19 protein-coding genes are annotated in these 25,536 nt (G+C 45.7%); 6 read left to right on the plus strand and 13 right to left on the minus strand.

Annotated elements, in window-relative coordinates; translation table 11 throughout:
- Window positions 1-6: 6 nt before the first annotated feature.
- From EP181_RS07425 to mepK, 3 genes are all read left to right on the plus strand, one after another.
- Window positions 7-774 (plus strand): L,D-transpeptidase scaffold domain-containing protein, encoded by a 768-nt coding sequence (locus tag EP181_RS07425; protein WP_127471075.1) that lies wholly within the window; start codon window positions 7-9, stop codon window positions 772-774.
- 17 nt (window positions 775-791) lie between these two features.
- Window positions 792-1,817, plus strand: a complete 1,026-nt coding sequence (locus EP181_RS07430; protein ID WP_127471076.1) for a L,D-transpeptidase family protein — start codon at window positions 792-794, stop codon at window positions 1,815-1,817.
- Window positions 1,818-1,903: 86 nt separating this feature from the next.
- Window positions 1,904-2,470 (plus strand): peptidoglycan L,D-endopeptidase MepK, encoded by a 567-nt coding sequence (gene mepK, locus EP181_RS07435; protein WP_197723362.1) that lies wholly within the window; start codon window positions 1,904-1,906, stop codon window positions 2,468-2,470.
- A 41-nt stretch (window positions 2,471-2,511) separates the two neighbouring features.
- Here the strand turns inward: mepK and glmS are convergent, their stop codons facing one another.
- From glmS to hldE, 10 genes are all read right to left on the minus strand, one after another.
- Window positions 2,512-4,365, minus strand: coding sequence for a glutamine--fructose-6-phosphate transaminase (isomerizing) (gene glmS / locus EP181_RS07440; RefSeq protein ID WP_127471077.1), 1,854 nt, complete (start codon window positions 4,363-4,365; stop codon window positions 2,512-2,514).
- 477 nt (window positions 4,366-4,842) lie between these two features.
- Complete coding sequence (locus tag EP181_RS07445; RefSeq protein WP_127471078.1) at window positions 4,843-7,335, minus strand: glycogen/starch/alpha-glucan phosphorylase; 2,493 nt, start codon at window positions 7,333-7,335, stop codon at window positions 4,843-4,845.
- Entirely contained in the window at window positions 7,336-8,856 is a 1,521-nt protein-coding gene (gene glgA / locus EP181_RS07450) for a glycogen synthase GlgA (RefSeq protein WP_127471079.1), read from the minus strand.
- Between the two features lie 22 nt (window positions 8,857-8,878).
- A complete protein-coding gene (gene glgB, locus EP181_RS07455) occupies window positions 8,879-11,080 on the minus strand; it encodes a 1,4-alpha-glucan branching protein GlgB (RefSeq protein WP_127471080.1) in 2,202 nt (733 codons plus the stop codon).
- A gap of 76 nt (window positions 11,081-11,156) precedes the next feature.
- On the minus strand, window positions 11,157-12,548 hold the full coding sequence (gene malQ, locus EP181_RS07460; protein ID WP_127471081.1) for a 4-alpha-glucanotransferase: 1,392 nt from the start codon (window positions 12,546-12,548) through the stop codon (window positions 11,157-11,159).
- 341 nt (window positions 12,549-12,889) lie between these two features.
- On the minus strand, window positions 12,890-14,569 hold the full coding sequence (locus tag EP181_RS07465) for a glycoside hydrolase family 57 protein (protein ID WP_127471082.1): 1,680 nt from the start codon (window positions 14,567-14,569) through the stop codon (window positions 12,890-12,892).
- 257 nt (window positions 14,570-14,826) lie between these two features.
- Window positions 14,827-16,095 carry a glucose-1-phosphate adenylyltransferase gene (gene glgC, locus EP181_RS07470; RefSeq protein ID WP_127471860.1) on the minus strand — a complete coding sequence of 423 codons (1,269 nt, stop codon included), beginning with the start codon at window positions 16,093-16,095 and terminating at the stop codon, window positions 14,827-14,829.
- 150 nt (window positions 16,096-16,245) lie between these two features.
- Window positions 16,246-17,412: a glucokinase gene (locus EP181_RS07475; RefSeq protein WP_127471083.1), complete on the minus strand. Its 1,167-nt coding sequence runs from the start codon at window positions 17,410-17,412 to the stop codon at window positions 16,246-16,248.
- A 66-nt stretch (window positions 17,413-17,478) separates the two neighbouring features.
- Entirely contained in the window at window positions 17,479-17,907 is a 429-nt protein-coding gene (locus EP181_RS07480; protein ID WP_232023380.1) for a D-sedoheptulose-7-phosphate isomerase, read from the minus strand.
- A 130-nt stretch (window positions 17,908-18,037) separates the two neighbouring features.
- Window positions 18,038-19,555, minus strand: coding sequence for a bifunctional D-glycero-beta-D-manno-heptose-7-phosphate kinase/D-glycero-beta-D-manno-heptose 1-phosphate adenylyltransferase HldE (hldE, locus tag EP181_RS07485; RefSeq protein WP_127471084.1), 1,518 nt, complete (start codon window positions 19,553-19,555; stop codon window positions 18,038-18,040).
- Window positions 19,556-19,718: 163 nt separating this feature from the next.
- On the opposite strand from hldE, the gene EP181_RS07490 reads away from it, so the two are divergent.
- The 3 genes from EP181_RS07490 to waaA all read left to right on the plus strand — a co-directional run bounded on the left by EP181_RS07490 (window position 19,719) and on the right by waaA (window position 23,085).
- Window positions 19,719-20,381 (plus strand): acyloxyacyl hydrolase, encoded by a 663-nt coding sequence (locus EP181_RS07490; protein WP_127471085.1) that lies wholly within the window; start codon window positions 19,719-19,721, stop codon window positions 20,379-20,381.
- Between the two features lie 260 nt (window positions 20,382-20,641).
- Window positions 20,642-21,583: a KpsF/GutQ family sugar-phosphate isomerase gene (locus tag EP181_RS07495; RefSeq protein WP_127471086.1), complete on the plus strand. Its 942-nt coding sequence runs from the start codon at window positions 20,642-20,644 to the stop codon at window positions 21,581-21,583.
- A 137-nt stretch (window positions 21,584-21,720) separates the two neighbouring features.
- On the plus strand, window positions 21,721-23,085 hold the full coding sequence (gene waaA, locus EP181_RS07500; RefSeq protein WP_127471087.1) for a lipid IV(A) 3-deoxy-D-manno-octulosonic acid transferase: 1,365 nt from the start codon (window positions 21,721-21,723) through the stop codon (window positions 23,083-23,085).
- Between the two features lie 83 nt (window positions 23,086-23,168).
- Here waaA and EP181_RS07505 read toward each other — a convergent pair whose 3' ends face one another.
- The 3 genes from EP181_RS07505 to EP181_RS07515 all read right to left on the minus strand — a co-directional run bounded on the left by EP181_RS07505 (window position 23,169) and on the right by EP181_RS07515 (window position 25,500).
- Window positions 23,169-23,771, minus strand: a complete 603-nt coding sequence (locus EP181_RS07505; RefSeq protein ID WP_127471088.1) for a YqhA family protein — start codon at window positions 23,769-23,771, stop codon at window positions 23,169-23,171.
- 23 nt (window positions 23,772-23,794) lie between these two features.
- Window positions 23,795-24,337, minus strand: coding sequence for an ATP-dependent protease subunit HslV (gene hslV, locus EP181_RS07510; RefSeq protein ID WP_127471089.1), 543 nt, complete (start codon window positions 24,335-24,337; stop codon window positions 23,795-23,797).
- 242 nt (window positions 24,338-24,579) lie between these two features.
- Window positions 24,580-25,500, minus strand: a complete 921-nt coding sequence (locus tag EP181_RS07515; protein WP_232023381.1) for a tyrosine recombinase XerC — start codon at window positions 25,498-25,500, stop codon at window positions 24,580-24,582.
- Between the last annotated feature and the right edge of the window lie 36 nt (window positions 25,501-25,536).

The following is a 25,536-nucleotide window of genomic DNA, read 5'->3' on the forward strand; positions in this document are numbered from 1 at the left end:
TTTATAATGAAAAACCATACTATTAAAACGGCATGGCTGCTTGGCGTGTGGTTAACCTGCCTGCCCTACTTAGGCATACAAGCAAACCAAGTAAATCAAACCAATCAAATTACTCAGCCGCAACCGCTTCAACTTCGCTTGCAAAATATCCTGTCGCAACCCCCCCAAACCTTAACGGGTAAACCCACCTACCTTAACGCCAATCAATTGGCTAATTTACAAGACTTTTATGCCGCACGCGCATATCAACTGGCTTGGACTGCTGAAGACTACCAGGCCTGGTCAAACCCGCTTTTTGAGGCATTTAAACTGGCCGCACACCACGGATTAAACCCCAACCATCCGCTGTACCATCAAGAGCACTTAAACGCACTCATCAACCAATCGACATTACATAGGTCGAGCCTAGACCAAGAAAACACGCTCTTACGCGACCTATGGCTCAGCAGTGCGTTTATGTCTTTAAGTCAACATTTGGTGCAGGGTGTCGCTCCTGAGCTGGGGGCAAATAAGATTCACTCAACCCTTTCCCCGCGTGCGTTTAATGCGCCGCAATTTCTTGAAAAAACATTACGACAACGCCCTATCAAACTGACACACGCGTTAGAATCTTTAGCGCCCAAACATCAAGCGTACCTAAATCTTCAGAAAGCTTTGGCGTTTTATAAAACTCTTTCGCACAACAACGCTTGGCTCACAGAGCCTAACGCCTATATTAACCCCGAGAACGTTAGGCAACGTCTTATGCTCACAGGCGACTACACAAAAAACTAACCAGGCCTGGTCAAAGCGTGCAAAACAACATTGCGATGAGTTGGCAATGGGCAGATGAAACAGAAGATATGAATCAATCCTCGGTCGTCACGACAACAGAACCCCCAAAAGAAGACCATCCAATAGACGACTCAATCGAGCGCAAAGCCAGTCTTGACCAAGCCATTCGCACCTTTCAACAGCGTCATCACATCAACGAGGAAGGTGTGCTGGGTCTAAAAACCCGCGCCCAGCTGGCGCTAAGTGTGCCTGAAATTATAGCGAGCATTCGCACCAATCTAGAACGCTGGCGATGGTTTCAGCACCTACCCACTGAACTCAATCAACAGTATATTGAGGTTAACATTGCCAACTTCTCTTTACGCTATATACACGATGCGCAAAATTTTTCGATGAAAGCCGTTGTGGGTACTTTGCAGCGTCAAACGCCCATGATGGAAGCCAGCCTAAACCACCTGGTATTTAACCCCTACTGGCGCATTCCTAAAACCATTTTGGTTCAAGACATATTGCCTAAGCTTAAAAAAGACCTTAATTATTTAAACCAGCACAACATAAAAATTTTTAACCTAAACGACCCCCAAGAACGCCAACCTCTTGATCCCAACAGCATTGACTGGAAATCTATGTCCGCTCAGGGCATTTTAAAGTACCGCTTCAGGCAAGACGCAGGTGCAACAAACGCATTGGGCGCCATTAAATTTATGTTTCCTAATAACCAAGATATTTACATTCACGATACCCCTGTGCGCTCAACTTTTGCGCGAACAACCCGTTTAGCGAGTTCAGGGTGCATTCGTGCCGAAAAACCCAAAGAGTTAGCGTTTCACATCCTTAACCGCAATCAATCACCCACAACCCAAGCCCTTGTAAAAAATTATCTTCAATCCAATCAACAGCACGTCGTTTGGCTTAAAGACCCTATACCGGTTTATCTCACCTATCAAACGGTCTGGGCAGACGAATCTGGACGGATTTTTTCACGACCTGATGTGTACAAATACGACACTAAGCTATTGGATTTATTCAGAAATCAACTATAAAACCCTTATGGAAACGTAAAAACCAAAGTAATTATGGTACAATTTTACTTTTACGACATCGTGTCAAATAATCGTTGAGAATAAGTATGCCAGACCATCATTCAATGAAACGCAGAGCTTTTTTAAAACTGGGAATGGGAAGTGTCGCCGCCATTGCGGGCATCGCGCCCGCAGCCGTATTTGCCAAATCAAGCCACGAAGAATTCCGCAACCTATCGTTTTACAACACCCACACGGGCGAAACCCTTAGTACCACTTACTGGGAACAAGGCGTATACCACAAAAGCGCCATTAACGAATTTAACCAACTCTTAAGAGACCACCGAACCGGCGAATCGCACCCCATAGACATTAAACTGTTTGATTTGCTGCACGCCATTCGCGCCCAAACCGGCCGCAAGGATGCCTTTAATGTTATTTCAGGGTATCGTTCAGCTAAAACCAACGCCATGTTAAACGGTAAATCGGCCGCGTCGGGTGTGGCTAAAAAAAGTCTGCACATGCAAGGCAAAGCCATTGACATTAATTTACCCGGATTTAAACTCGCCGACCTGCGCACCATTGCCATGCACCAACAGCGCGGTGGCGTAGGTTTCTACCCCAAATCTAATTTTATCCACGTTGACACCGGATCAGTGCGCCATTGGCAATAAAGCCGTGTGCGCATAAATCTTTAGCGACCTCTTGTTATCTCTTATTCGACCGTGACGGATTTAGCCAGATTTCTAGGCTGATCCACATCGGTGCCTTTAATTAAGGCAACATGGTAGCTTAATAATTGCAACGGAATGTTAAAGGTAATAGGGGCGGTAATGCGCCCAACATTGGTGGTGGCTTTAATGACTTTAAAGCCCGGCCCTGATTGCACATTGGACTTTTCATCTTCAAACACAATCATTTGTCCACCGCGTGCATTAACCTCTTGCAGATTCGATTTTAGTTTTTCTAACAAATCGTCGTGCGGTGCAATCGCAACAACCGGAATATTTTCATCAATTAACGCCAAAGGCCCATGCTTTAACTCACCTGCTGGATACGCTTCGGCGTGAATGTAGCTAATCTCTTTTAGCTTAAGCGCGCCTTCCATCGCAATGGGGTACATGGTGCCGCGGCCTAAAAACAGCGCACTGCTTTTATCGGCAAATTGCTTCGCAATCTCCATAATTTGGTCTTCGTTGGCCAGCGCACTTTTGATCAGGCCTGGTAACTTTTGCAAACCCAAAACAATAATATTTTCACGTTCTTCACTTATTAAGCCTTGGGTTTTGCCCACGCACGTTAACAACAACGCCAACGACACCAATTGCGTCGTAAACGCTTTGGTGCTGGCCACGCCGATTTCGGGGCCAGCATGGGTTAAAAAGGTTAAGTCCGACTCACGCGTTAAGCTCGATTCGGCCACATTGCAAATGGTCAGCGTAGGAATGTTTTTAGCCTTTTTAAGACGTTTAATTTGCTGTAACGCCGCCAAGGTATCCGCGGTTTCACCCGACTGGCTAATGCTGACAAACAACGTATTGTCTTGCACAACCGGATTGCGATAACGGTATTCGCTGGCCACTTCGACCTGACAGGGCATACCAATAATGTCTTCAAACCAATACTTAGCCACCAATCCAGAATGGTAACTGGTACCACATGCCACAATTTGCACCTGTGTAATGGTGTTAAACAACGCCTCGGCTTGATGACCAAACGCCGAAACCAACACATGTTCTTGGCTAATGCGCCCTTCTAAGGTATCAATGACCGCCTGTGGCTGCTCAAAAATCTCTTTGTGCATGTAATGACGGTGTTCGCCCAGCTCGACCGCATGCGAACTTAAGGTAGAAGTTTTAATAAGCCGTTCTACGACCTCACCTTCGGCGTTAAAAATACACACATCGTCGCGCGTAATTTTTGCAATATCACCCTCTTCTAAAAACATAAAACGTTGCGTAACCGGCAAAAGAGCCGACACATCAGAGGCAATAAAGTGTTCACCAATCCCCACGCCAATAACTAACGGACTGCCTTTGCGGGCAACCACAAGAGTATCTGGCTCATTAATAGCAATAACCCCCAAGGCGTAAGCGCCTTTAAAGCCTTTAATGGCGGTTAATACTGCATTAAATAAATCATGGCCATCGCTTAAGTGCTTATGAATGCAATGTGCGACCACTTCGGTGTCGGTTTCAGAAGTAAACCGATACCCTTGTGCGAGTTGTAATGTTTTAAGTTCGGCGTAGTTTTCAATAATGCCATTGTGCACCACAGCCACTTGGTTGTTGCAAATATGCGGATGCGCATTGTGCTCGGCCGGAACACCATGCGTGGCCCAACGGGTATGTGCAATGCCAATTTGACCAGAAAAAACGGTGGGACTACCTTGAATTTTTTCGTCTAAACTTTTGATTTTTCCTAAAGAGCGAATGCGCGAAAGCTGCTGCTGATTGTCCAATACGGCAATGCCAGAAGAGTCGTACCCCCGATACTCTAATCGGCGCAATCCTTCTAACAAAATAGGCACAATATTACGCTCGCCCACACCGCCTACAATTCCGCACATATCCCACTCCAAACTGCATAATTTAAACATGAATTGTAGCATTCATTGGGCTTAAAACCCATTCAAACAGGCCGACCTGTCAGTTATAGAAGGCTATAAAACCCTACGCGAGTTCTAAAAAATAAAAGATAATTAAAAAAAACCGATTATCCGTGCAGCACACAAATAATCGGTTTAATAAAGATAGCCAACTCAACAAACATTTAAGAATGCCTAGCAGCCTGTCGGATTAAAGCCGATTGGCTGCAAAAAAGCTGGATTTGGCCATTTTTTGCCCACTTTTTCGTCAAATAGCGGGCTATTTTCCTCAAAATTGAACAAAAACTGTTTCAAACCAGGCTTTTTTTCGCTTCAACCATTTTAATCCGACAGGCTGCTAGAGAAACCTTACATTGAAACCCTTGCATGCAAAGGTTTCACATTAAAGGGCACCCCTATTCAACGTAATAAAGGGCACCCTAATGTTTATATCGAGGGTTAAGCCTCAGGTGAAACTGGCGTGAGTTTCCAAATGTCTTGATTGTATTCGAGCATAGTGCGGTCGGTTGAAAAGACCCCACTGCGTGCTGAGTTGATGATACTCATGCGCACCCATTCTTCACGATTTTGATAAGCCAAAGCGGCCTTTTCTTGCGCGGTAATGTAACTGCCAAAATCGGCCAATGTCATCCAAGGGTCACTCGGGCTTTTAAGCGAGTTTAATATGTCGTTAAAAATTCCGGGTTCAAACTGGCTAAAGTGACCACTTTCTAATAAACCCATTACCGCCTGTAAATTATGGCTTTCATTAATGTACCCTTGCGGATAATAATGATGACGCAACGCTTCTACATCAGGTGTATGCAAGCCAAACAAAAAGAAGTTTTCATCGCCAACGGCTTCACGAATTTCGACGTTTGCGCCGTCCAACGTACCAATGGTTAAGGCACCGTTCATCATAAACTTCATATTGCCTGTGCCAGAAGCCTCTTTACCGGCGGTTGAAATTTGCTCGGACAAATCAGTTCCGGGACAAATAACCTCCATAGCCGACACACGATAATTTGGAAAAAACACCACTTTAAGTTTATCGCCCACATCAGGGTCAGCGTTAACCACTTGCGCCACGTTATTGATTAACTTAATAATGTTTTTGGCCATCGCATAACCCGGTGCCGCTTTGCCACCAAAAATAACACTGCGATTGGTCCAATTATCGGTATCACCACGTTTAATGCGCGAGTACAAATGGATTACATGCAATACATTTAATAGCTGACGCTTGTATTCGTGAATACGTTTAACTTGAACATCAAACAACGATTCGATATTAAGCACGACACCCGTTTCTTTTTGAACCATATCGGCTAAAGCTTGTTTATTAGCTTGTTTAACGTCATACCAAGCCTGGGCAAATACAGCATCGGTGGCTAAAGGTTCAATTTTGGCCAATTGAGTGAGTTCAGTAATCCATCCCTCACCAATTTTGGTTTTTAGCAATGCACGTAATTTAGGATTGCAACCGGCCAACCAACGACGTTGAGTTACCCCGTTGGTTTTGTTATTAAATTTTTCAGGCCACAGTTGATAAAAATCGTTAAACAAACCTTCTTTTAACAGCTGAGAATGCAACGCTGCCACACCATTAACCGAATGACTGCCGACAATGGCCAAATACGCCATGCAGACGTTATTGTGCTCATCAATAATGGACAAACGACGTTGACGCTGTAAATCGGCAGGCCACTTCATGGCCACTTGCGTTAAAAAGCGTCGATTAATTTCATAAATAATTTCTAATGGACGCGGCAATAACTTTTGAAACAAGCCAATCGACCATTTCTCAAGCGCCTCGGGCAATAAGGTGTGATTGGTGTACGCCATGGTCTGTGTAGTGATTGACCAGGCCTGGTCCCAAGGCATGCGCTCTTTATCTACCAATAAGCGCATTAATTCGGCTATCGCCAAACTCGGGTGCGTATCGTTAAGCTGAAAGGCATTAAATTGCGCAAAATCGGTAAAGTCTTGGTATTTGGTTTTCCATTGGGTCACCACATCTTGCAAACTGGCCGACACTAAAAAGTATTGCTGCTTTAGACGCAACTCTTTACCGTTTTCACTGCTGTCATTGGGGTAAAGCACCATAGTAATATTTTCAGCAGTGGCTTTTTGCGCCACCGCTTCGTGATACGAACCGGCGTTAAATTGCGATAAATTAAACCCTTCTTGCGCGGTCGCCGACCACAAACGTAAGGTGTTGACCGTGTTGTTTTTAAACCCAGGAATGGGTACGTCAAACGGCACAGCTTCAACTACCTCTGCGTGTTCCCAATGGGCATACACTTGCCCGCTTTGCGGGTCAACATATTGTCGTGACTCGCCGCCAAATTTAATGACTTGGGTGTATTCAGCTCGCTGCACTTCCCACGGATAAGGCCCTGCACCCAACCAATGATCAGGTTCTTCAATTTGAAAACCGTTTTGAATCATCTGTCTAAACATGCCGTATTCATAACGCAAACCGTACCCCATTACCGGCAGTTGCAATGTGGCACAACTGTCCATAAAACACGCGGCTAAACGTCCTAAACCGCCGTTTCCTAAACCAGCATCACGCTCGGCCGATTCAATTTCTTCTATGTTCAAGCCCAAATCGTACATGGCTTGAGTGGTTTCGTTTTCAATTCCCAAGTTTAATAAATTATTGGTAAGCGAACGACCAATTAAAAACTCCATTGATAAATAATAAGCTTTTTTATGTTTATTGTTGTTATACGCTTCCCAAGTATTTTTCCAACGGGTCATTAAACGATCACGAGTCGCATACGATAACGCTTTAAATAAATAGTAGTCTTCAGAAGTAATATCACGACCCAAGGTGTGGCATAAATACTTTAAAAAATCGATTTCAATGTCGTCTTTTTCCATGCCGATATGGTGCAACATTTCGTTAATTACATCCATTCGTTTGGCCTCGGTTGATGTGGGCATTTAGAGTTTCTCCGCATAAAGTTTTGCATAGTGCTTAGCACTGCTTTGCCAACCAAAATTTTGTTGCATACCGGTTTTTTGTAAAGCTTGCCAGGTACGCTTTTTGGTAAACAAGTGTAAAGCGTGTAATAAAGTTGATTTTAAGGCATGCCGACTGGGGTCATAAAATACAAACCCAGTAGCCGTGCCGTTTTTTAAGTGTTCGTCCGTGGCATTGACAACGGTGTCAGCCAGTCCACCGGTGTGGTGAACAATGGGCGGCGTTCCATACGCAAGGCTGTACATTTGGTTTAGCCCACACGGTTCAAACCGCGAAGGCATTAAAAACAAGTCAGCCCCGGCCTCGACTTGATGCGCTAGGGCTTCTGAATAGCCAATATACACCCAAATTCGATTGGGGTGAGCGGCGGCCAGCTCAAGCAAAGCCGCTTCAAACAATCTGTCGCCCGAACCCACAATAACAAAATTGGCGGTGCTTTGTGCCAGCATTTCGGGCAAGATAGTTAAAATCAAATCTACCCCTTTTTGCTCCACTAAACGTCCCACAAAGCCCACCAATGGGCGCTCTAACCAACTGGCCATTTTAGGCTGTATCACGCAATCATCCTGACCTATTATTAAACACATTTCGTTTAACAAAGCCTGTTTATTGTGTTGTTTACCCACCACACGACCTTTACTGGCCGAATAATTACGATGAATTAACGGGTCTTTTTCAGGGTTCCAAACAGTCTCGTCAATACCGTTTAAAATGCCTACCAATCGATGTTGAGCGGCGCGTTTAAGCAAAACGCCCTCTAAACCATAGCCATATTCGGGGTAGCAAATTTCTTTGGCATAAGTGGGGCTAACCGTACTCACCCAATCCGCAAACATTAAACCCGCTTTGAGCATTGAAAAATGCCCCCAATACTCTACCCCCTCGGTATGCCATAAAGTCCACGGCAGACCTAATTGCTCAAACAATGACTTAGGAAAACTCCCAGGATACGCCATGTTATGAACCGTAAATACGCTTACTGGTGCGTTTTCTTCTAAGTGCAACAATGCAGGGACTAGACCAGTTTGCCAATCGTTGACGTGCACGGCATCGGCACGCCAGTTAAGCTCTGCTCTGTCCATAGCAAGCTCAACCACGACTTTTGAAAACACCGCAAAACGCTCGCCATTGTCCCACCAATCCATACCATCCTCGGCTATGTAGGGATTTCCAGCACGCTCAAACAGTTCGGGAATTTGCACCAACCAAATTGGAACATCCAAACCTTTAATCGAGCCAGCGTTAAGCTCTAAAATATGCGCGACTAGGTTTCGCTCACACCCTTCAACCATAATAGAAGCAATTTTTTTGGGTGAACTACCGACCGGCAAGCGCTCCATAATAGCACCGTACGCTGGCAAGACCAGGCGCAATGAATGTTTTAACGCGGCTAAAGCATTGGGCAAACTTCCCGACACATCCCCCAACCCTCCGGTTTTAATCAGTGGGTGCGCTTCAGAAGTGGCAAAAAGAATTTTCATAACAGTTCCTACGGGTAAAAAATTAAGCATCTCGGTGCATCAACACCAACACCGACAAGGGTGGCAAGGTTAGTTCAGCCGAAAAATTTTGATTCATCCAGGGCTGATCTTGTGCCATGACAAGACCCGCGTTGCCTAAATTACTGCCGCCAAATAACGCCGAATCGGAATTAAGTAACTCAACATACTCACCACCTTGGGGTAATCCAATGCGATAGTGCTCGCGAGGTACTGGGGTAAAGTTAAACACGCACACCAATTTTTCATGTTCGCTGTGACGAATAAAACTCAACACAGATTGCTGATAATCGTGACAATCAATCCACTCAAACCCACTGCTTTCAAACTCACGCTCGTACAACGCAGGTCTTTGCTGGTATAGGTGGTTAAGGGCTTTTGCCATCAATTGCACACCCTTATTAAGTGGGTCTTGGCAAACATACCAATCCAATGCACGCGATTCACTCCACTCGTTCCATTGGGCAAATTCGCAGCCCATAAACAGTAGTTTTTTACCCGGATGCAATATTTGGTAGGCCAATAACAGACGTAAATTAGCGGCTTTTTGCCAATCGTCACCTGGCATTTTGGCAATTAAAGAGCCTTTTAAATGCACCACTTCGTCGTGCGACAGCGGCAAAACAAAATTTTCAGAATAAGCGTACATTTGGCTAAAGGTTAATTCGCTATGATGGTACTGGCGGTAAATGGGCGCATTTTCAAAATAGCTTAAGGTGTCGTTCATCCACCCCATATTCCATTTCATTGAAAAACCTAATCCGCCCATCCAGGTCGGACGCGACACCATGGGCCAAGAGGTAGACTCCTCAGCCATGACCACCGCCCCGGGACACTGGGCATGCACTTGCTCGTTCAGAGCGCGCATAAAGGTAATGGCCTCTAAATTTTCGCGACCGCCAAATTCATTAGGCACCCATTGATCGTGGGCGCGTGAGTAATCCAAATACAGCATAGAGGCCACAGCATCAACGCGCAAACCGTCGATGTGCAGTTCTTTTAACCAATAGAGTGCGTTGCTTATTAAAAAGTTACGCACCTCATTGCGCCCAAAGTTAAAAATGTATGTACCCCACTCGGTATGCTCACCTTTGCGCGGGTCTTCATGCTCGTAGAGTGCCGTGCCGTCAAAACGCCCTAATGCAAATTGATCTTTAGGAAAATGCGCTGGCACCCAATCCAAAAACACACCAATGTGATGTTGATGGCAATAATCCACAAAATATTTAAAATCGTCTGGCGTACCAAAACGACTGGTCGGGGCAAAATACCCGGTGGTTTGGTAACCCCAAGATTCATCTAAAGGATGTTCGGACACTGGCAACAATTCAATGTGGGTATAGCCCATCCACAAAACATATTCGACTAAACGATGCGCAATGTCGCGGTAATTTAAAAACGAGCCGTCATCGGCTCTTTGCCAAGAACCCAAATGCACTTCATAGATATTGATAGGCGCTTTTTGCCAATCAAACTGCTTTAAATGGTTTGACCAGGCCTGGTCATTCCATTGATAGTTTGATTCATACACAATGCATCCCGTAGCAGGACGATATTCCATTGCTTGAGCGTAAGGATCGACTTTGGTAAAACAGTCGCCAGTATGGCGATTACGAATTTCAAACTTGTATAAATCACCCGCTTGCAAACCAGGAATAAACAATTCCCACACCCCAGAACCGCCGTTTACGCGCATAGGATGGCGCAAACCATGCCACGCGTTAAAGTCACCAATCACTGACACACGCTCGGCCGACGGTGCCCACACCGCAAATTGAACGCCGCTAATGCCATCAATGACTTTAGGGTGCGCGCCCAAAACGTCGTACAAATTCCAATGTTGCCCTTGCGAAAATAGGTGCAAATCGAGTTCACCTAATTGCGGTAAAAATGTGTAAGGCGACACCATGGCGTGTTCTGAGCCATTTTTTTCAACCCATTGCACTGTAAAATGCAAGGGTAAACTGGCTTTTTGCTGAGCGTTAAGCGTGGCGACAAACAAAGGACTGTCAGCCACTTGTTTTAAGCAAATATTGCCCTCAACCTGAGCGCTTTCCGCGGTAGGCAGCCACACTCTAACTTCCCATTGTGCAGGTGTTAACGCATGAAAACCTAAAACGGCAAAAGGATCATGATGACGCCCTTGCTTTAAACGCTCAAGATTTGCCTGCATTGATTTATCGAGGGTTTGCCATAAAATCTGCATAGTGATATTCAACCAATCTGTTATGACCCACTCACGCTCGTATTGCCTGCACTTAAGTGGGTAAAAAATGTATTAATTAAGGCGCAATGACACGCTGCGTTTGCGTTAATAAACTACGCAATTGTTGGGCAAGAGCATCGGGCACTTGTGTCCAATCAAATTGCCAACGCCAATTACCCCCGGCCACACCGGGCACATTCATACGGTGTTCTGAGTTAAGCATTAAAAAATCTTGCATGGGCACAATCACCCTTTGAGCCACGGTATTTAACGCAGCCGCCACCAATGGCCACGGCATTAAACTGGGCAGTCCTGCTTGCTCCAATTGGTGAGCCACATTGGGCATAAGCTGTTGCACTATCCATGATTGTGCCGACTCATCAAGACTGTTAAACCATCCTAATGAGGTGTCATTGTCATGGGTACCAGTATAAGTCACCGAATTTTCGACCTGCTCGTGCAACGAATGGGGATTGTCTGGCAAACCATTAAAACCAAATTGCAACACCGACATACCCGGCAGTTGATATTGATTTTTTAACGCCACCACGCCAGGCGTGATAATACCCAAATCTTCGGCCACCAAAGGCAATAGCGGACATTCGGCTTGCAATGCGGCCAATAAAGCCTCGCCTGGTGTAGCAACCCATTGTCCATTTATGGCTGTTTCTTCGTGTGCTGCAATTTCCCAGGCCGCTTCAAAGCCTCTAAAATGATCAATACGAACCAAATCAAACTGCTCTAATGCTTGGCTAACACGTTGACGCCACCACGCAAAGTTATCTTGCAACATCACATCCCAATTGTAATGCGGGTTTCCCCAGCGTTGACCGGTTTCAGAGAAGTAGTCTGGCGGTACGCCGGTTACTACGGTTGGGTTTAAATTGGCATCAAGCTTAAACTGTCCAGGATTAGCCCAAACGTCGGCACTGTCGTAAGCTACAAAAATAGGCATGTCCCCAAACAATTCAATGCCTTTTTGATTGGCATCGGCCTTAAACTTTTGCCAAATCAGCGACATTACAAATTGTTGTTTTTTAAACTCCAACAACTCGCTGGCGTGTTTATTAGAAAACGCTTGCAATGCAGATAAATCGCGAATTTTAAGCGCATGAGGCCATTCTCGCCAAGCCATTTTATTGTGTTGCAACCGAATGGTCATAAACATCGCATAATCTTCGAGCCAGTGTGGTGGGTGATTTAGATAGTGTATAAACGCTTCTTCATCCATCCAACGTAACCAATCATCGGGCAATAAAGCGGGGTTTAAGGCAAAAGCCGATACCGCTTGATACGGTGATAAATCATCGTGAGTTTGAGTTAATGGGAGCATTTGCCAAATAGACAAGCCCGCTTGCGCCATCCAATCTAAAAAGCGCCAGGCCTGGTCATTTAACTGTCCAGGCCTGCCTTCTGTATTGGGTAAGGATGTGGGGTGTAACAGCACGCCAGCTTGTTTTTTATTCACAATATTTTCTCAATATGAGTTGAAGAACAACCTAAAATAACTTTATAAAAATACTTTATGAGACCTTTGCACGAGTGGATGTACGGCCAAAAATGGTTAAAATTTTCCTGATTTTCGTTGAAAAACTTGCGAATAGCCAGCTATTCACTGCGTTTCCCGCCTCAATCAGGTAAATTTTTCCTCATTTTTTTCTCGCACCCCACTCGTGCAAAGGTCTCTTTATAAAACTAATTTATAAAAAAGTTTAAAAACAGTTTAAAACATTAAGTTATATAAGCATCCATTTAAGATTAGGTGTACGCTAATAGGTAAACCAAGTTATAAAGATGCCGCTGGCTGTCTTAATTACGGCGCATAGTGCCGGCATTTTCCATGTCGCCACCCCCATAAGAGATGGCCACCGCCAAGTTTTCAGGTACAGCCACATTCAACATTTGATACAACCGAGTTAAATGGCGACGGTACAAATGATCGAAATCACGCACACTGCCCGATGGATTGTACCCACCAAACCACCAAAACCAATCAGAACCCTCACACACGGCCAATTGAGTAGTAGCCTGTTTAACCTCATTAGGCGTCAGACTGCCTAAAGCCATGACCGTATCAAAAGCGTATTTAGCCTCTACCAATAAGTCCCAGCCTCGATTCTTATCGGCCTCACCAATCCACGTCGAAAACGAACCGTACACCCAACTTCCTGCTTTTAACACAGGTAAATGACGCACCACCGCACCTTGGTCTAAAGCATCCGCAAAAGTGGTCATTTGAATGCGTGGATGCTGACTGAGTTTCTCATACATTTTGCTTAAAAACAGATGTGCGTTATCGGGGTAGTATTCCCATGCATTTTCACCGTCTAAAATGACACTGACCACGTGCTCCTCCACATCATCGCCTAAAAAGTTAGCAATGTTTTCCATGTGTTGTGCAAAATCGTTAGCGGCATCTTGCGGGTTCCAATCTTTATATTGAAAACCCACCATATCCGACAGCCCATCGTCTCTAAAAAACATGGCACAATCTTGCGAGCCTTGCTGCAAAGGCTGATATAAGGCTCGCTTGCTGTGTATGTCGTGCTCATTTAAGTGCGAAGCTTCGCATGAATGACGCCATACCCCTTCTCCCGATGCCGTCCAACGAATATCAAACTCGTCCAGCAATCCCACTGCGGCACTGCTGACAGCACCTTCTGACAGCCAAACCCCTTTAGGGCGCGTAGCAAAATAATGTTCATAAACCTCTATGCCATGTTGCATATGCCATTTAGCGCGTTCATATCCGTCCGGATACCCTGAGTATAAAGGCGCTGGAGCATTAGGTAAGGCGTCTTTCATGCTCGCAAAATCAATGAGCAAAGGCATAATGGGATGACCGTAAGGGGTCATTGAAATCTCAATTTGATCACGTTCTTTTAATGCGCGGTAACGAGGAATAATACTGGCCACTGCATCGGTCATTATCTCCATTAAAATACATTGATCTTCTTTAGTATAATGATTTTTTTTGGCCATGAGCTTGTTCACTCTAGGGTCACAGTGACGCAAACTTACGCCCATCCACGCTAAATGATACCAAACTAACAAGTCCACAAAAAATTGCGTATTTAGGTAGCTAATGCACGCATTATCGACACTTAAAGGTGGTTTATGACACTGAACCATCTCAACCAATTCTTTAAAATGCGGAAATACATTTATCATAGTGGGCGCGTAAGCACGTTGACACGCCATAACAATCTCAGCGCGTAAACTTGGTTCGCTAGGAATTGGTTGCGCGCCAGACACTAGATTGAGTAAAGGGTCTTGCATCATTTTTCCACTGACTAACCAGGCCTGCATTTGTTGCTGATAATCGTCTAATTGCTCAAGCAGCACCGGGGCAAAATTAACGACCACTCTAGCCTCCGGACAATTTTCAAGATGCCAAGCCATGTCGGCGTAATCTTTAATGGCGTGTAAATACACCCAAGGCAGACGATACAAACCGTCTAAGCCATCACGATAATGAGGTTGGTGCATGTGCCAACACAGTACGACTTTTATTTTTTTGTTGTCATGTCGATTCTTATTTCCCTTTAAAGCTATCTGAGATCTTTGCACGAGTCAGGTGCGAAAGAAAAATGAGGAAAAATCTGCCTGATTGCGGCGGAAAATGCAGTGAATAGCTGGCTATTCGCAAGTTTTTCAACAAAAATCAGGTGAATTTTAACCATTTTTATTCGTGCATTGACTCGTGCAAAGGTCTCTATCTAAACCACTTAAAACATTAAGACTGCTTAACGCAATGTATGCAACTTTTGCCCCATCATATCTGGGGTTACCAAAACAATACCGCTTTCTGGTTCAACGTAAAACCGTTTGGCGTCTTCAATAGGGTCTTCACCGATAATGGTGTTTTCAGGTATTTTGGTGCCTTTGTCAATTACCGCGTTTTGAATACGACAATTACGCCCCACCTCAACGCGCGGCAGCAACACCGAATCTTTAATAAGAGAATAACTGTGCACCCGCGAACCGCTTGAAATCACTGAACGCTTAATACGCGCGCCCGAAATAATGCAACCGCCTGCCACTAAAGAGTCAATGGCTTCACCACGACGTCCTTCGTCATCGAAGGTAAATTTAGCCGGAGGCATTTGTGCTTGATAGGTCCAAATAGGCCATTCACGATCGTACAAGTTTAACTCAGGTTCAATCGAGCACAGGTCAAGATTGGCTTTCCAAAACGACTCAATAGTACCCACATCACGCCAATAAACTGGATCACCTTTGTCGTCAACAAACGGATAAGCTTGCACTTTATGGTCGGCAATCACTGAGGGGATAATGTCTTTGCCAAAATCGTGTGACGAATTTGGGTTATCGCTGTCTTCAATTAATTTTTGATACAAAAACTCGGTCGAAAAAATATAAATTCCCATCGACGCCAACGCTTTGTCTGGCTTACCAGGCATGGCTTCTGGATCGGCCGGTTTTTCAGTGAACTTGGTAATTTTTAGCGTTTCATCGACCGACATAACTCCAAAACCAGTCGCTTCCATGCGCGGCACTTCAATGCAACCAATCGTTACATCTGCGCCCGAGTTGGCGTGGTCAAATAGCATTTTGCTGTAGTCCATCGAATAAATATGATCGCCCCCCAGCACCATCACAAATTTAGGCGTGTGACGTCGCATGATGTCAAGGTTTTGATACAGTGCATCAGCAGTGCCTTTATACCAATCTTTGTCCACTCGCTGTTGCGCGGGAAGCAGTTCAACAAACTCACCTACCTCGTAACGCATAAAACTCCACGCACGTTGCACATGACGTATTAGTGAATGCGATTTGTATTGGGTTAACACACCAATTTTACGAATTCCAGAGTTAACGCAGTTAGACAATACAAAATCAATAATGCGGTATTTGCCTCCAAACGGCACGGCAGGTTTTGCACGCCAGCGGGTTAAATCTTTTAAACGACTGCCTTCACCACCGGCCAACACCAAGGCTAAGGTTTTACGAGTTAACTTAGTGGCTGATTTTGTTTCCATATAATATTTCATCACGCATCCTCTCTTATTGTTTTGTAGACGTAAAGTTTGTCACTATTTAAAACAAATTGGCTTTTTTAGAAGCGTTTGTTAAACGCAACCCCTAATTTTCTTGATTTAAATCAACTACCAGGCCTGGTTAAATTTCAATCAGTCCCGATTTCACAACGAATCCATAAAATTATGTTGCATTGCCCCGCGTAAACCCAAGCTGGCATCGGTGACTAAAAACACAGGCATTTTAGCTATTACACCGGCCATACGGCCTTTTTCGAGCAAGGCTTGTTTAAAGTAAGGTTTTAACATCCAGTTCAACAATTTATCCGCAATGCCTCCGGCTAAATAAATTCCTTGTGGCGCGTGCCAAATTAAAGCCGCCGCACCTACAAACGCGCCGTAAATAGTCACAAATTCGGTCAAAGCTTTAATGGCCGTTGGGTCACCTTGCTCAGCCGCCGCATGAATTTGCGCCGCATTTAAACTGGGCTGCGCCGCCAAAAGAGCGGATGCCTGTAAATAGGCGGTCGTTTGAGTAATGCCAAAGGGCGTTAGTGGTTTTAACGTGTTTTTTTGTACGCTCAAAACACTTAAATCACCGGCTTCTATCACGGTATTTAACGAATAGGTAGGCGGACAATCAAACAATTTAAAGAACGTATAAAGCGTTTCTATACCTGGCCCCGATAAAACCCGCTCGTACGAAACGTGCTCCCAAGTTTGCCATAACCAATTTAACAAAAGTTGTTGCGTTTCAGAGATAGGGGCAAAATCAAAATGCCCACCTTCACAACTCACAGGTAAATAACGCGCCCCATCGTAAAAAATGGGTGCAAGACCTAAACCGGTACCTGCACCAATCACCAAACGATTGCCGGCCACTTTGCCGTTGGCGTGAGTGGGTATGTTAAAGGGTTGATACAAAGGCACCACATTTTCATCGGTAAGCGTTTGCACCCCTAATGCCGCCGCGTAAAAATCGTTTACAAAACAAACAGATTGGATAAAACAGGCTTTTTCAATGGCATCAGCGTCTACCTCCCAGGGCAAGTTGGTTAACTTAACCTTGCGCCCACTGACTGGACCGGGCAACCCAAAGCAAGCCCGCTCAACCAGGATTTCTTTAGTTTTAAATGACAATTTAGCGCAAGATTCACTGGACTGCATGGACAGAAAATGAGATAAAAAATCACTCACAATACTTTCTAAAGAGTTAAAGTCTTTGCATAAATAATGCTGCTTGGCCAACACAATGGTATCTGAAGACGATCGTACTTCAATCAATTGTAACAACGCTTTAGTGCCACCAATATCGCCTGCCAAAAATAACATTTATTACCCCATTATTGTCTATCTAGGTTAGAGGACATTGGACGCTTAAAATTTTAGGCTAAATCGCTACCCGTAGATAGAATCAAGCCCCTCACAAATTAAATGGCTTAAAAAGCTATGCGCTTCTTGTGCCCGAGCTGTTTCGAGCGTATTTACCTTAAAACATATGTCGGCCAAACTGCTTAAAGCACTGTCAGCCCGGCCAGTCATGGCAACGGTTACACACCCCAACTCTTTGGCGGCTTGCAACGCTTTAAGCACGTTAACGCTGTTGCCCGAGGTAGACAAACCAATCACCACGTCACCGGCTTTAGCCAACCCCATAATTTGCCTTGAAAACACCGTATCAAAACTAAAATCATTACTGTGAGCCGTTAAAATAGAACTGTCAGTGGTTAAGGCTAATGAAGCAATGGGTGCACGATTTTTAACGTAACGCACCATAAGCTCGGCGGCCATGTGCTGCGCATCGGCGGCACTGCCACCGTTACCCAACCAAAGTACCTTGCCACCGTATTCAACACTTTTTTAATTGCCAATACCACTTTACGCACATTATCGGACTGTTGCAAGACCGATTCAATGGCTTTTTGATGTTCTGCGTACGCATATTCAAAATCAATATTCATGCTTTCGCATCCGTCGTAGTGCGTTGCTCTTGTTTTTTGGCGGCTGTAATCTTATCCACTAAACGAGTGGTCGAATACCCATCCCAAAAAGACAATACCTCTACCTGCCCGCCGCTAGCCCAAACACATTGTGCACCAGCAATTTCGGCGGGCTTATAATCGCCACCTTTTACTAAAACATCAGGTTGCAGTTTACAAATAAGACGCTCAGGCGTGGGTTCGTTAAAGGCCACCACCCAATCAACACAACTCAACGCCGAAAGCAATTCCATACGTCCTTGCACGCCTACAATCGGACGCGCATCCCCCTTTAAAATCTGCACCGACGCATCTGTGTTTACCGCGACAATTAAGCGATCACCCAACCCTGCGGCCTCGTTTAAATAACGCACGTGGCCGCTGTGTAATAAATCAAAACAGCCGTTGGTCATCACCACGCGCTCACCATTGCGTTGCGCCATCTGCACCAAAGTCAATAACTCGTCTTCGTTCATGGCCACATAGCCCTTATGGCGCATAGAAGCTTTAATCGCCTGGTCTAACTCTGCTTTGGATACAGTCGATGTACCCACTTTACGCACAACAATGCTGGCCGCCTGATTGGCCAAATGCGTGGCACTTTGCAAACTCATACCACTTGCAAACCCTACCGCTAAAGCGGCGATGACAGTATCGCCAGCGCCAGTCACATCAAACACTTCTTGCGCTTGGCTGCTCAGTAAGTACGGCGCATCATTACGTGTCACCAGCGCCATACCGTGTTCGCTACGTGTCACTAACAATGCCTCTAAATCTAAGCGTTGCATAAGCTCATTGGCCGCGCTTACCAGCGTTTGGCTGTTTACCGCATGTCCCACCACCGCTTCAAATTCACTTTGATTGGGCTTGATTAGACTCGCGCCGCGATATCGTTCAAACGCCAAGCCTTTGGGATCAACCAGCACAGGTACATTGGCCTGCTTGGCGCTAGCAATCATCTGTTCTACAAACTGCAAGCTGCCTTTGGCGTAATCCGAGACCACCAGCACATCATAGTGCGCTACGTGCTCAGCCACTTTAAGCGCCAAGGCTTGCGCGGCCACTTCAGGCACCGTAGTTTCAAAATCCATTCTAATTAATTGCTGATGATGGCTCAAAACACGTAATTTACAAATAGTGCCACTGGGTGACAACACCCAACCACACTCGACTTGAGCCGACTGCATCAACTCATTTAACTGAACACCATACTGATCCAGCGCAGGTTGAATGCCTTGTTGATTTTCAGTTATACCCGTTGAAACGTCTTGCCCAATCACGCCTAACAAGTGCGCCTTAGCACCAAGAGACATAATGTTCATGGCCACATTGGCGGCTCCTCCGGCACGAACTTCTTGAGTGTGAACGTTTACAACGGGCACAGGTGCCTCTGGCGAAATACGCCCGGCACGTCCCGACCAATATTGGTCGAGCATGACATCGCCCACCACCAAAACTTTTACCTGAGAAAAATCGTGCGTTCCATCTTTAACCATTAAATTTATCAGTCCCTAATAGATTGTCTAGGTGTTTAAAGCGGCTTTTGCCTTTTGTAGGCATGTTGCACGTTTAAACCGCTTCAATTTTAAACGTGTAAATTTACAAAGCGTGTTAAATTTACATTAAAATGCGTGTCACAGTTTATCAGGAATCATAAATATGCGCAGTGTAAAAACCTTCCCAAAATACATTATGGTCACGGCTATTTTAGCCTCTTTCTCAGTAACAAGCCCCCACGCTTTTGCCGCTGACGCACAAAACGGCCCTATGTCATTGGCGATTTTGGGAGCCTTAGGCTCATTAGGCTTTGCCTGCTACCAAGGCAAAGCGCCGTGCTCGTTGTCGCCCGGCATTAACACCGACCAGCTCACATTCAGCTTAGACTTAGGCGAAGACAGCACCTTAAAACACGCCAGAATAGCCTTGGGTGCCAATTGGCAAGAAAAAATTTACGAGGCCAATAGCTGGGAAATCGCAGGGCGTTGGGAGGTTAATTTAAACCATTGGGATTCAACCCTTAGCAACCCAGATCAAGACATCGGTTACATGATTGGCATCACGCCCGTGTTTCATTATCAGCTTAAAAACAGAGCCATTACCCCGTTTATAGAAATGGGCGGTGGCCCACAATTATTAAGCAACGTGACGGTTGAAAATGAGTTTAAATCGACCCAATTTCAGTTTGGCAGTATTTTTGGTTTGGGCGTTAAAACGGCCGATTTTGAGGTGGGTTACCGCTATTTACACATCTCAAACGCCGGCATAGAAATGCCCAATCCCGGCACCGATTTTCACAACATTCACGTGGGTTATTATTTCTAACCACGGTTAATCCCATAAATTACACGCCAAGTTGATTAATGAGACCTTTGCACGAGAGGGGTACGAGAAAAAAATGAGGAAAAATTTACCTGATTCTTGGCTTTTCGCCAAGTTCTTCGTTTGAGGCGGGAAACGCAGTGAATAGCTGGCTATTCACAAGTTTTCCAACGAAAAGCAGGAAAATTTTAACCATTTTTGGCCGTACATCCACTCGTGCAAAGGTCTCAATGTAACTTGCTAACAAAGAGTAAAACCACCGCATGCCAATAGATTATCAAGCACTCGCCAAACAGGTTTTTGACATTGAAGCCGAAGCGGTTTTACACTTAAAAACGCTGCTGAACGACGATTTTAACGGCAGTGTTAATGCCATTTTGGCCACGCAAGGCCGTTTGGTGATTTGCGGCATGGGCAAGTCGGGATTAATTGGTAAAAAAATCGTCGCCACCTTGGCCAGCACTGGCACGCCGTGTTTTTTTATGCACCCAGGTGAAGCGTTTCATGGCGATTTGGGCATGGTATCGCCACAAGATGTGTTTTTGGCGCTGTCAAATTCGGGTGAAACCGAAGAGGTGATTCGCTTATTGCCGTTTTTAAAAGACAACGGCAACATTGTGATTTCTATGACCGGCAAACCCAATTCAACCTTAGCCACCAACTCCAATTTTCACCTTAACGTGGCCGTACCGCGTGAAGCGTGCCCGCATCAACTTGCCCCTACCTCGTCCACCACGGCCACATTGGTCATGGGCGATGCGCTGGCGGTCGCGCTGATGGAAGCACGTGATTTTCAACCGCATCAATTTGCGCGCTTTCACCCCGGCGGCAGCTTAGGGCGCAAACTGCTCACCCGCGTGTCGCATGAGATGATTACTAAAAACTTACCCATGGTCAGTGCAAGCGCCAGCATGAAAGACGTGATTCACACCATGAGCGAAGGCCGCTTGGGGTTGTGCATTGTCGATAATGGCGCAGGCATTATTACCGACGGTGATTTACGCCGCCACATGGAAAGCAACGCGGCGCAGTTTATGACCTTAACCGCGCACGACATTATGGGCAAACACCCCAAAAGCATTGACGCCAACGCCCGCTTAAACGACGCCGAAGAGCTGATGAACACACACAAAATTACCTCGCTGTTGGTCACACAAGACAACAACGTGGTGGGTGTGATTCAAATTTACGACTTAAATCGTTGATTTCAATCTTAATTGAGCAACTAATACTTTCATTGATTTTTAAACTAAAAACCCACTTAACCAGGCCTGGTCAACGCTGTTTTAACACGTAAATCCATCCTACGACCTTTGCACGAGTGGTGGAGTCTTTTACCCTAATGCGTTTACTTACATACCAAATTTTAACCACCTTGGCGCTGCCCTTTGTTGCGTATAAAGGCTACAAACGCTGTAAAAAACACGCCTTACAACACGCACAACAGCCCACTTTACCCGCCATTGTCGATTGTTTTAAAGCGCGTTTTGGGCTAAGTCGCCAACCCCTTCAAACCGATGGCATTTGGATTCATGCGGTATCAGTGGGTGAAACCCGCTCTATTTTCCCGCTGCTTTCGCGCTTAAAACTTGACTACCCTAGCTTACCGTTAACGCTCACCAGCGGCTCTACTCAAGGCGCCATGCAAGCGTTGCAATTTGCCCCAGTGCCCATTCAACATCAAATGATTCCTTACGATTACCCGTTTGCAATCAACCGGTTTTTAAGCCAAATTAAACCGAAACTCGTTATTATGGTCGAAACCGAAGTTTGGCCTAATTTGTACCAGGCCTGTTCAAAACGCGGCATTCCCATTGTGTTAATTAACGCGCGCCTAAAAGCGCAATCGTTTTACGCTTACCAAAAATGGGGCGGCACAATGTTGGCCAATGCGCTTAATCAAACCCAATGGATTGGCGCACAATTTAAGGTAGACGCCGACTATTTTAAAGCCCTCGGCGCACACTCTAGCAAAGTCAAAACCTTGGGCAACCTAAAATTTGACCTTGCACTGCCCAAAGAATTAGAAAACCAAGCACAACACTGGCGGTCACAACAAACCGAGCCAGAGCGTTTTATTTGGGTCGCCGCCAGCACCCATAAAAGCACCGATGGCCAGGTTATAGACGAAGAGTTAATGATGCTTCAAGCCCATCAGCAACTGTTAACCCAACACCCTAACGCCTTACTTATTTTAGTGCCGCGTCATGCCGATCGTTTTAACGATGTGGCGCAGATGCTTGAACAATCGTCGCTTAATTGGGCACGGCGCAGCACCCAGCAAACGGTAAACGCCAATACACAGGTCTATTTGGCCGACACCATTGGTGAGCTTATGTTGTGGTTTGCCATCGGCGATGTGGCGTTTGTCGGCGGCAGTTTGGTGCCGTTTGGTGGGCACAATATTTTAGAACCGGCCGCGCTAAAAAAACCGGTATTGTCAGGACCACACTACGCTAATTTGCAAGCACTCTTTGAAGGTCTATTGCAGCAAAATGCGGTGCAGATTGTACACAACACCAACGACCTAGCGCGCACCTTAACGACCCTAGCCCAAGACCCTCATCAGCGCCAACAACTAGGTCAACAGGCCTACCAAGCCTTTAGCCAGCAAAGCGGTGTATTGGACAAAGTGATGCAACACTTAAGCCCGTTGTTACTCAATACACTTCCCAACACGCCCTCTAAAAACGTTCCCCAAAACTAAAAAGCCCGCTCAAAACAATGAGCGGGCTTTTAGTTTTAAACACCTGGTAAAACCAGGATTGGCTTGGTTGGTTCTAAGGTCAATTAGTGATAAGCCTTATGTGACAAATACAACGCCAATGCCACTAACATAATAGCCAAAGCATAATAAAGCAACTCTAACGGTTCGGTGGGTTTCAAGAAAATGGCCTGTTCAAAGAACATTACAATCAAAATTAACACAATTACCTTGGCCAAACGGTCTTTTAAATCGTCTAACGAGCTGATAAATAAAATATTGCTGGCACCGTGCTTATCGCCTGCAATGTCAATTTTGGAGATAAACAACTCGTACAATCCCAGTGAAAAAATCAGCATGATTGCGCCCAATAAAAAGCCGTCGACCGAACCCACCACGTGCGCCACGGTTTGCGACTTTAACAACGCCCGTCCAGCATCATCTAACTCGTGATAATGCGTTAGATGCGAAATGGTGTAATAAATATCGATGGTGGTGATGTAAAAAATGCCAAACGCGGTAATTAAACTGGCCACCACCGCCACCAACACCACAAAGCGACTGTTCCAAAGCATCGACTCAAACGCAACTTCAACTCGACCTGGCGCCTGAGCAGCAGGATAACAAATCAACTCTTCGGCTTGGTTTGCAGTAGGTTCTTTTACTTTTTGTTGTTCTTTTATTTGCATCGCATTCTCCAAATGGGTAAACGTTAGTCTTTTGACTGCAACATTTCAATTGTAAAGTTATGGTTGGTGTAAATACACAAGTCGGCGGCCACGGTTAGGGCTTTTTCGACCACATCGCGTGCCGACAAATCGGTGTTTTGCATTAACGCTTGTGCCGCCGCGTGAGCGTAATTGCCGCCCGAACCGATGGCAATAAAGTCGTGTTGCGGCTCAATAACGTCGCCTGTTCCCGAAATTAACAGCATGTTATCAGCGTCGGCCACCAGCATCATCGCCTCTAATTTACGCAAAGCGCGGTCGGTGCGCCAGTCTTTGGCCATCTCAACCGCCGCACGCATAAGTTGGCCGTTGTGCGTTTGCAAGCGTCCTTCAAAGCGTTCAAACAAGGTAAAGGCATCGGCCGTGGCACCGGCAAAACCGGCAATTACCTGACCGTTGTGCAGACGACGCACTTTACGGGCGTTGCCTTTCATAACCACATGCCCCAAAGTCACCTGGCCATCACCACCAATCACCATTTGGCCATTGCGCTTAGCGCATAAAATTGTTGTTCCGTGAAATGACATAACACCCCTTTTTAACGGTTTATAAACGATAAATTCAGTTGCGTATTCTAACCCGAATATTTCACAAATTTGCACCGATCTTGCTTGTTACTTGATTCCACAAAAAATATTTTCTCAGTTGGCCGTAATCGTGGATACGACACGCCTTCGAAAATTTCCTTGTGAAGCCAATGCCCTGCGCAATCTCAGCACAAATTCATGAAACATTCTGGCTAAAGGATATTTTATGCGTCTTACAGTTTTTACTCATCCAACGACTGAGTGGGCGTTTTTTTAGCGCGTGGATGCGCCAAATCGTACACTTGGGCTAAATGCTGCAAGTCTAATTTAGTATAAATTTGCGTGGTAGATAAATTAGCGTGCCCTAAAATTTCTTGTACCGCACGTAGGTCGCCACTGGATTCCAGCACGTGCGTGGCACACGCATGACGCAAGCGATGCGGTGACATTTTGGTGGGCAAGCCGGCTTGCACGGTGCGTTTGTCTAAACTTAACTGCACCGAGCGCACCCCCAATCGCGTGCCGCGCGCACTGACAAACACAGCGGTTTCATGGGGTTTGGCATAGGTTGGGCGAACGGTTAACCAGGCCTGGAGCGCTTGCAAGGCTTTAGAGCCAACTGGCGCTAGACGGTGTTTTTGACCTTTGCCCAAGACCTGCACCCAACCCGAATTTAACATGGCCAGGCCTGGTAACAAATCTAAACCCACACACTCAGACACCCGCAAACCGCCACTGTATAAAAGCTCAAACACCGCTTGATCTCGCACATTTTGCCACGAATTTAGGGGTTGGTCTAACAGCGTTTGCGTCCAATCAACATCAATACTTTTGGGCAGCGGCTTCCCTTGCTTGGGCGCTTTAATGCCTTTGGCTGGGTTAAGCGTCACCAAACCACGGTGCAATAAAAAATCGTAAAACGCCCTAATGGCCGACAACTGCCTGGCCAACGTACGCGCACCGATACCTTGCGCCATGCGTTCACTTAAAAAGCGCCGCAGCGCATTAGGCTGAATCTGCGCCCAATCGGTAAACTCAGCATCAGACAACTCACTTAAAGAGTGCTTTAAGTAAAATGCCAAAAAGGCCTGTAAATCACGCTGATAATTGGTTTGCGTGTGCACTGAGGCGTTGCGAGCTTGTAAATCATGGATAAACGCCATTATCTGCGGCGCTTGCGACGGGGCTTGGCTACAACG

This window comes from Thiomicrorhabdus aquaedulcis, from assembly GCF_004001325.1.
Lineage (GTDB): Bacteria > Pseudomonadota > Gammaproteobacteria > Thiomicrospirales > Thiomicrospiraceae > Thiomicrorhabdus > Thiomicrorhabdus aquaedulcis.

What these genes read in the sequence shown, in the direction of transcription:
- EP181_RS07495 (WP_127471086.1), top strand. Translation starts at nt 20,642, where the DNA reads ATGCCAATAGATTATCAAGCACTCGCCAAACAGGTTTTTGACATTGAA.
- EP181_RS07445 (WP_127471078.1), bottom strand. Translation starts at nt 7,335, where the DNA reads ATGCCCACATCAACCGAGGCCAAACGAATGGATGTAATTAACGAAATG.
- hslV (WP_127471089.1), bottom strand. Translation starts at nt 24,337, where the DNA reads ATGTCATTTCACGGAACAACAATTTTATGCGCTAAGCGCAATGGCCAA.
- glgA (WP_127471079.1), bottom strand. Translation starts at nt 8,856, where the DNA reads ATGAAAATTCTTTTTGCCACTTCTGAAGCGCACCCACTGATTAAAACC.
- glgB (WP_127471080.1), bottom strand. Translation starts at nt 11,080, where the DNA reads ATGCAGATTTTATGGCAAACCCTCGATAAATCAATGCAGGCAAATCTT.
- EP181_RS07465 (WP_127471082.1), bottom strand. Translation starts at nt 14,569, where the DNA reads ATGCACCAACCTCATTATCGTGATGGCTTAGACGGTTTGTATCGTCTG.
- waaA (WP_127471087.1), top strand. Translation starts at nt 21,721, where the DNA reads ATGCGTTTACTTACATACCAAATTTTAACCACCTTGGCGCTGCCCTTT.
- EP181_RS07505 (WP_127471088.1), bottom strand. Translation starts at nt 23,771, where the DNA reads ATGCAAATAAAAGAACAACAAAAAGTAAAAGAACCTACTGCAAACCAA.
- EP181_RS07490 (WP_127471085.1), top strand. Translation starts at nt 19,719, where the DNA reads ATGCGCAGTGTAAAAACCTTCCCAAAATACATTATGGTCACGGCTATT.
- EP181_RS07475 (WP_127471083.1), bottom strand. Translation starts at nt 17,412, where the DNA reads ATGTTATTTTTGGCAGGCGATATTGGTGGCACTAAAGCGTTGTTACAA.
- glmS (WP_127471077.1), bottom strand. Translation starts at nt 4,365, where the DNA reads ATGTGCGGAATTGTAGGCGGTGTGGGCGAGCGTAATATTGTGCCTATT.
- EP181_RS07425 (WP_127471075.1), top strand. Translation starts at nt 7, where the DNA reads ATGAAAAACCATACTATTAAAACGGCATGGCTGCTTGGCGTGTGGTTA.
- glgC (WP_127471860.1), bottom strand. Translation starts at nt 16,095, where the DNA reads ATGAAATATTATATGGAAACAAAATCAGCCACTAAGTTAACTCGTAAA.
- EP181_RS07515 (WP_232023381.1), bottom strand. Translation starts at nt 25,500, where the DNA reads ATGGCGTTTATCCATGATTTACAAGCTCGCAACGCCTCAGTGCACACG.
- hldE (WP_127471084.1), bottom strand. Translation starts at nt 19,555, where the DNA reads ATGGTTAAAGATGGAACGCACGATTTTTCTCAGGTAAAAGTTTTGGTG.
- mepK (WP_197723362.1), top strand. Translation starts at nt 1,904, where the DNA reads ATGCCAGACCATCATTCAATGAAACGCAGAGCTTTTTTAAAACTGGGA.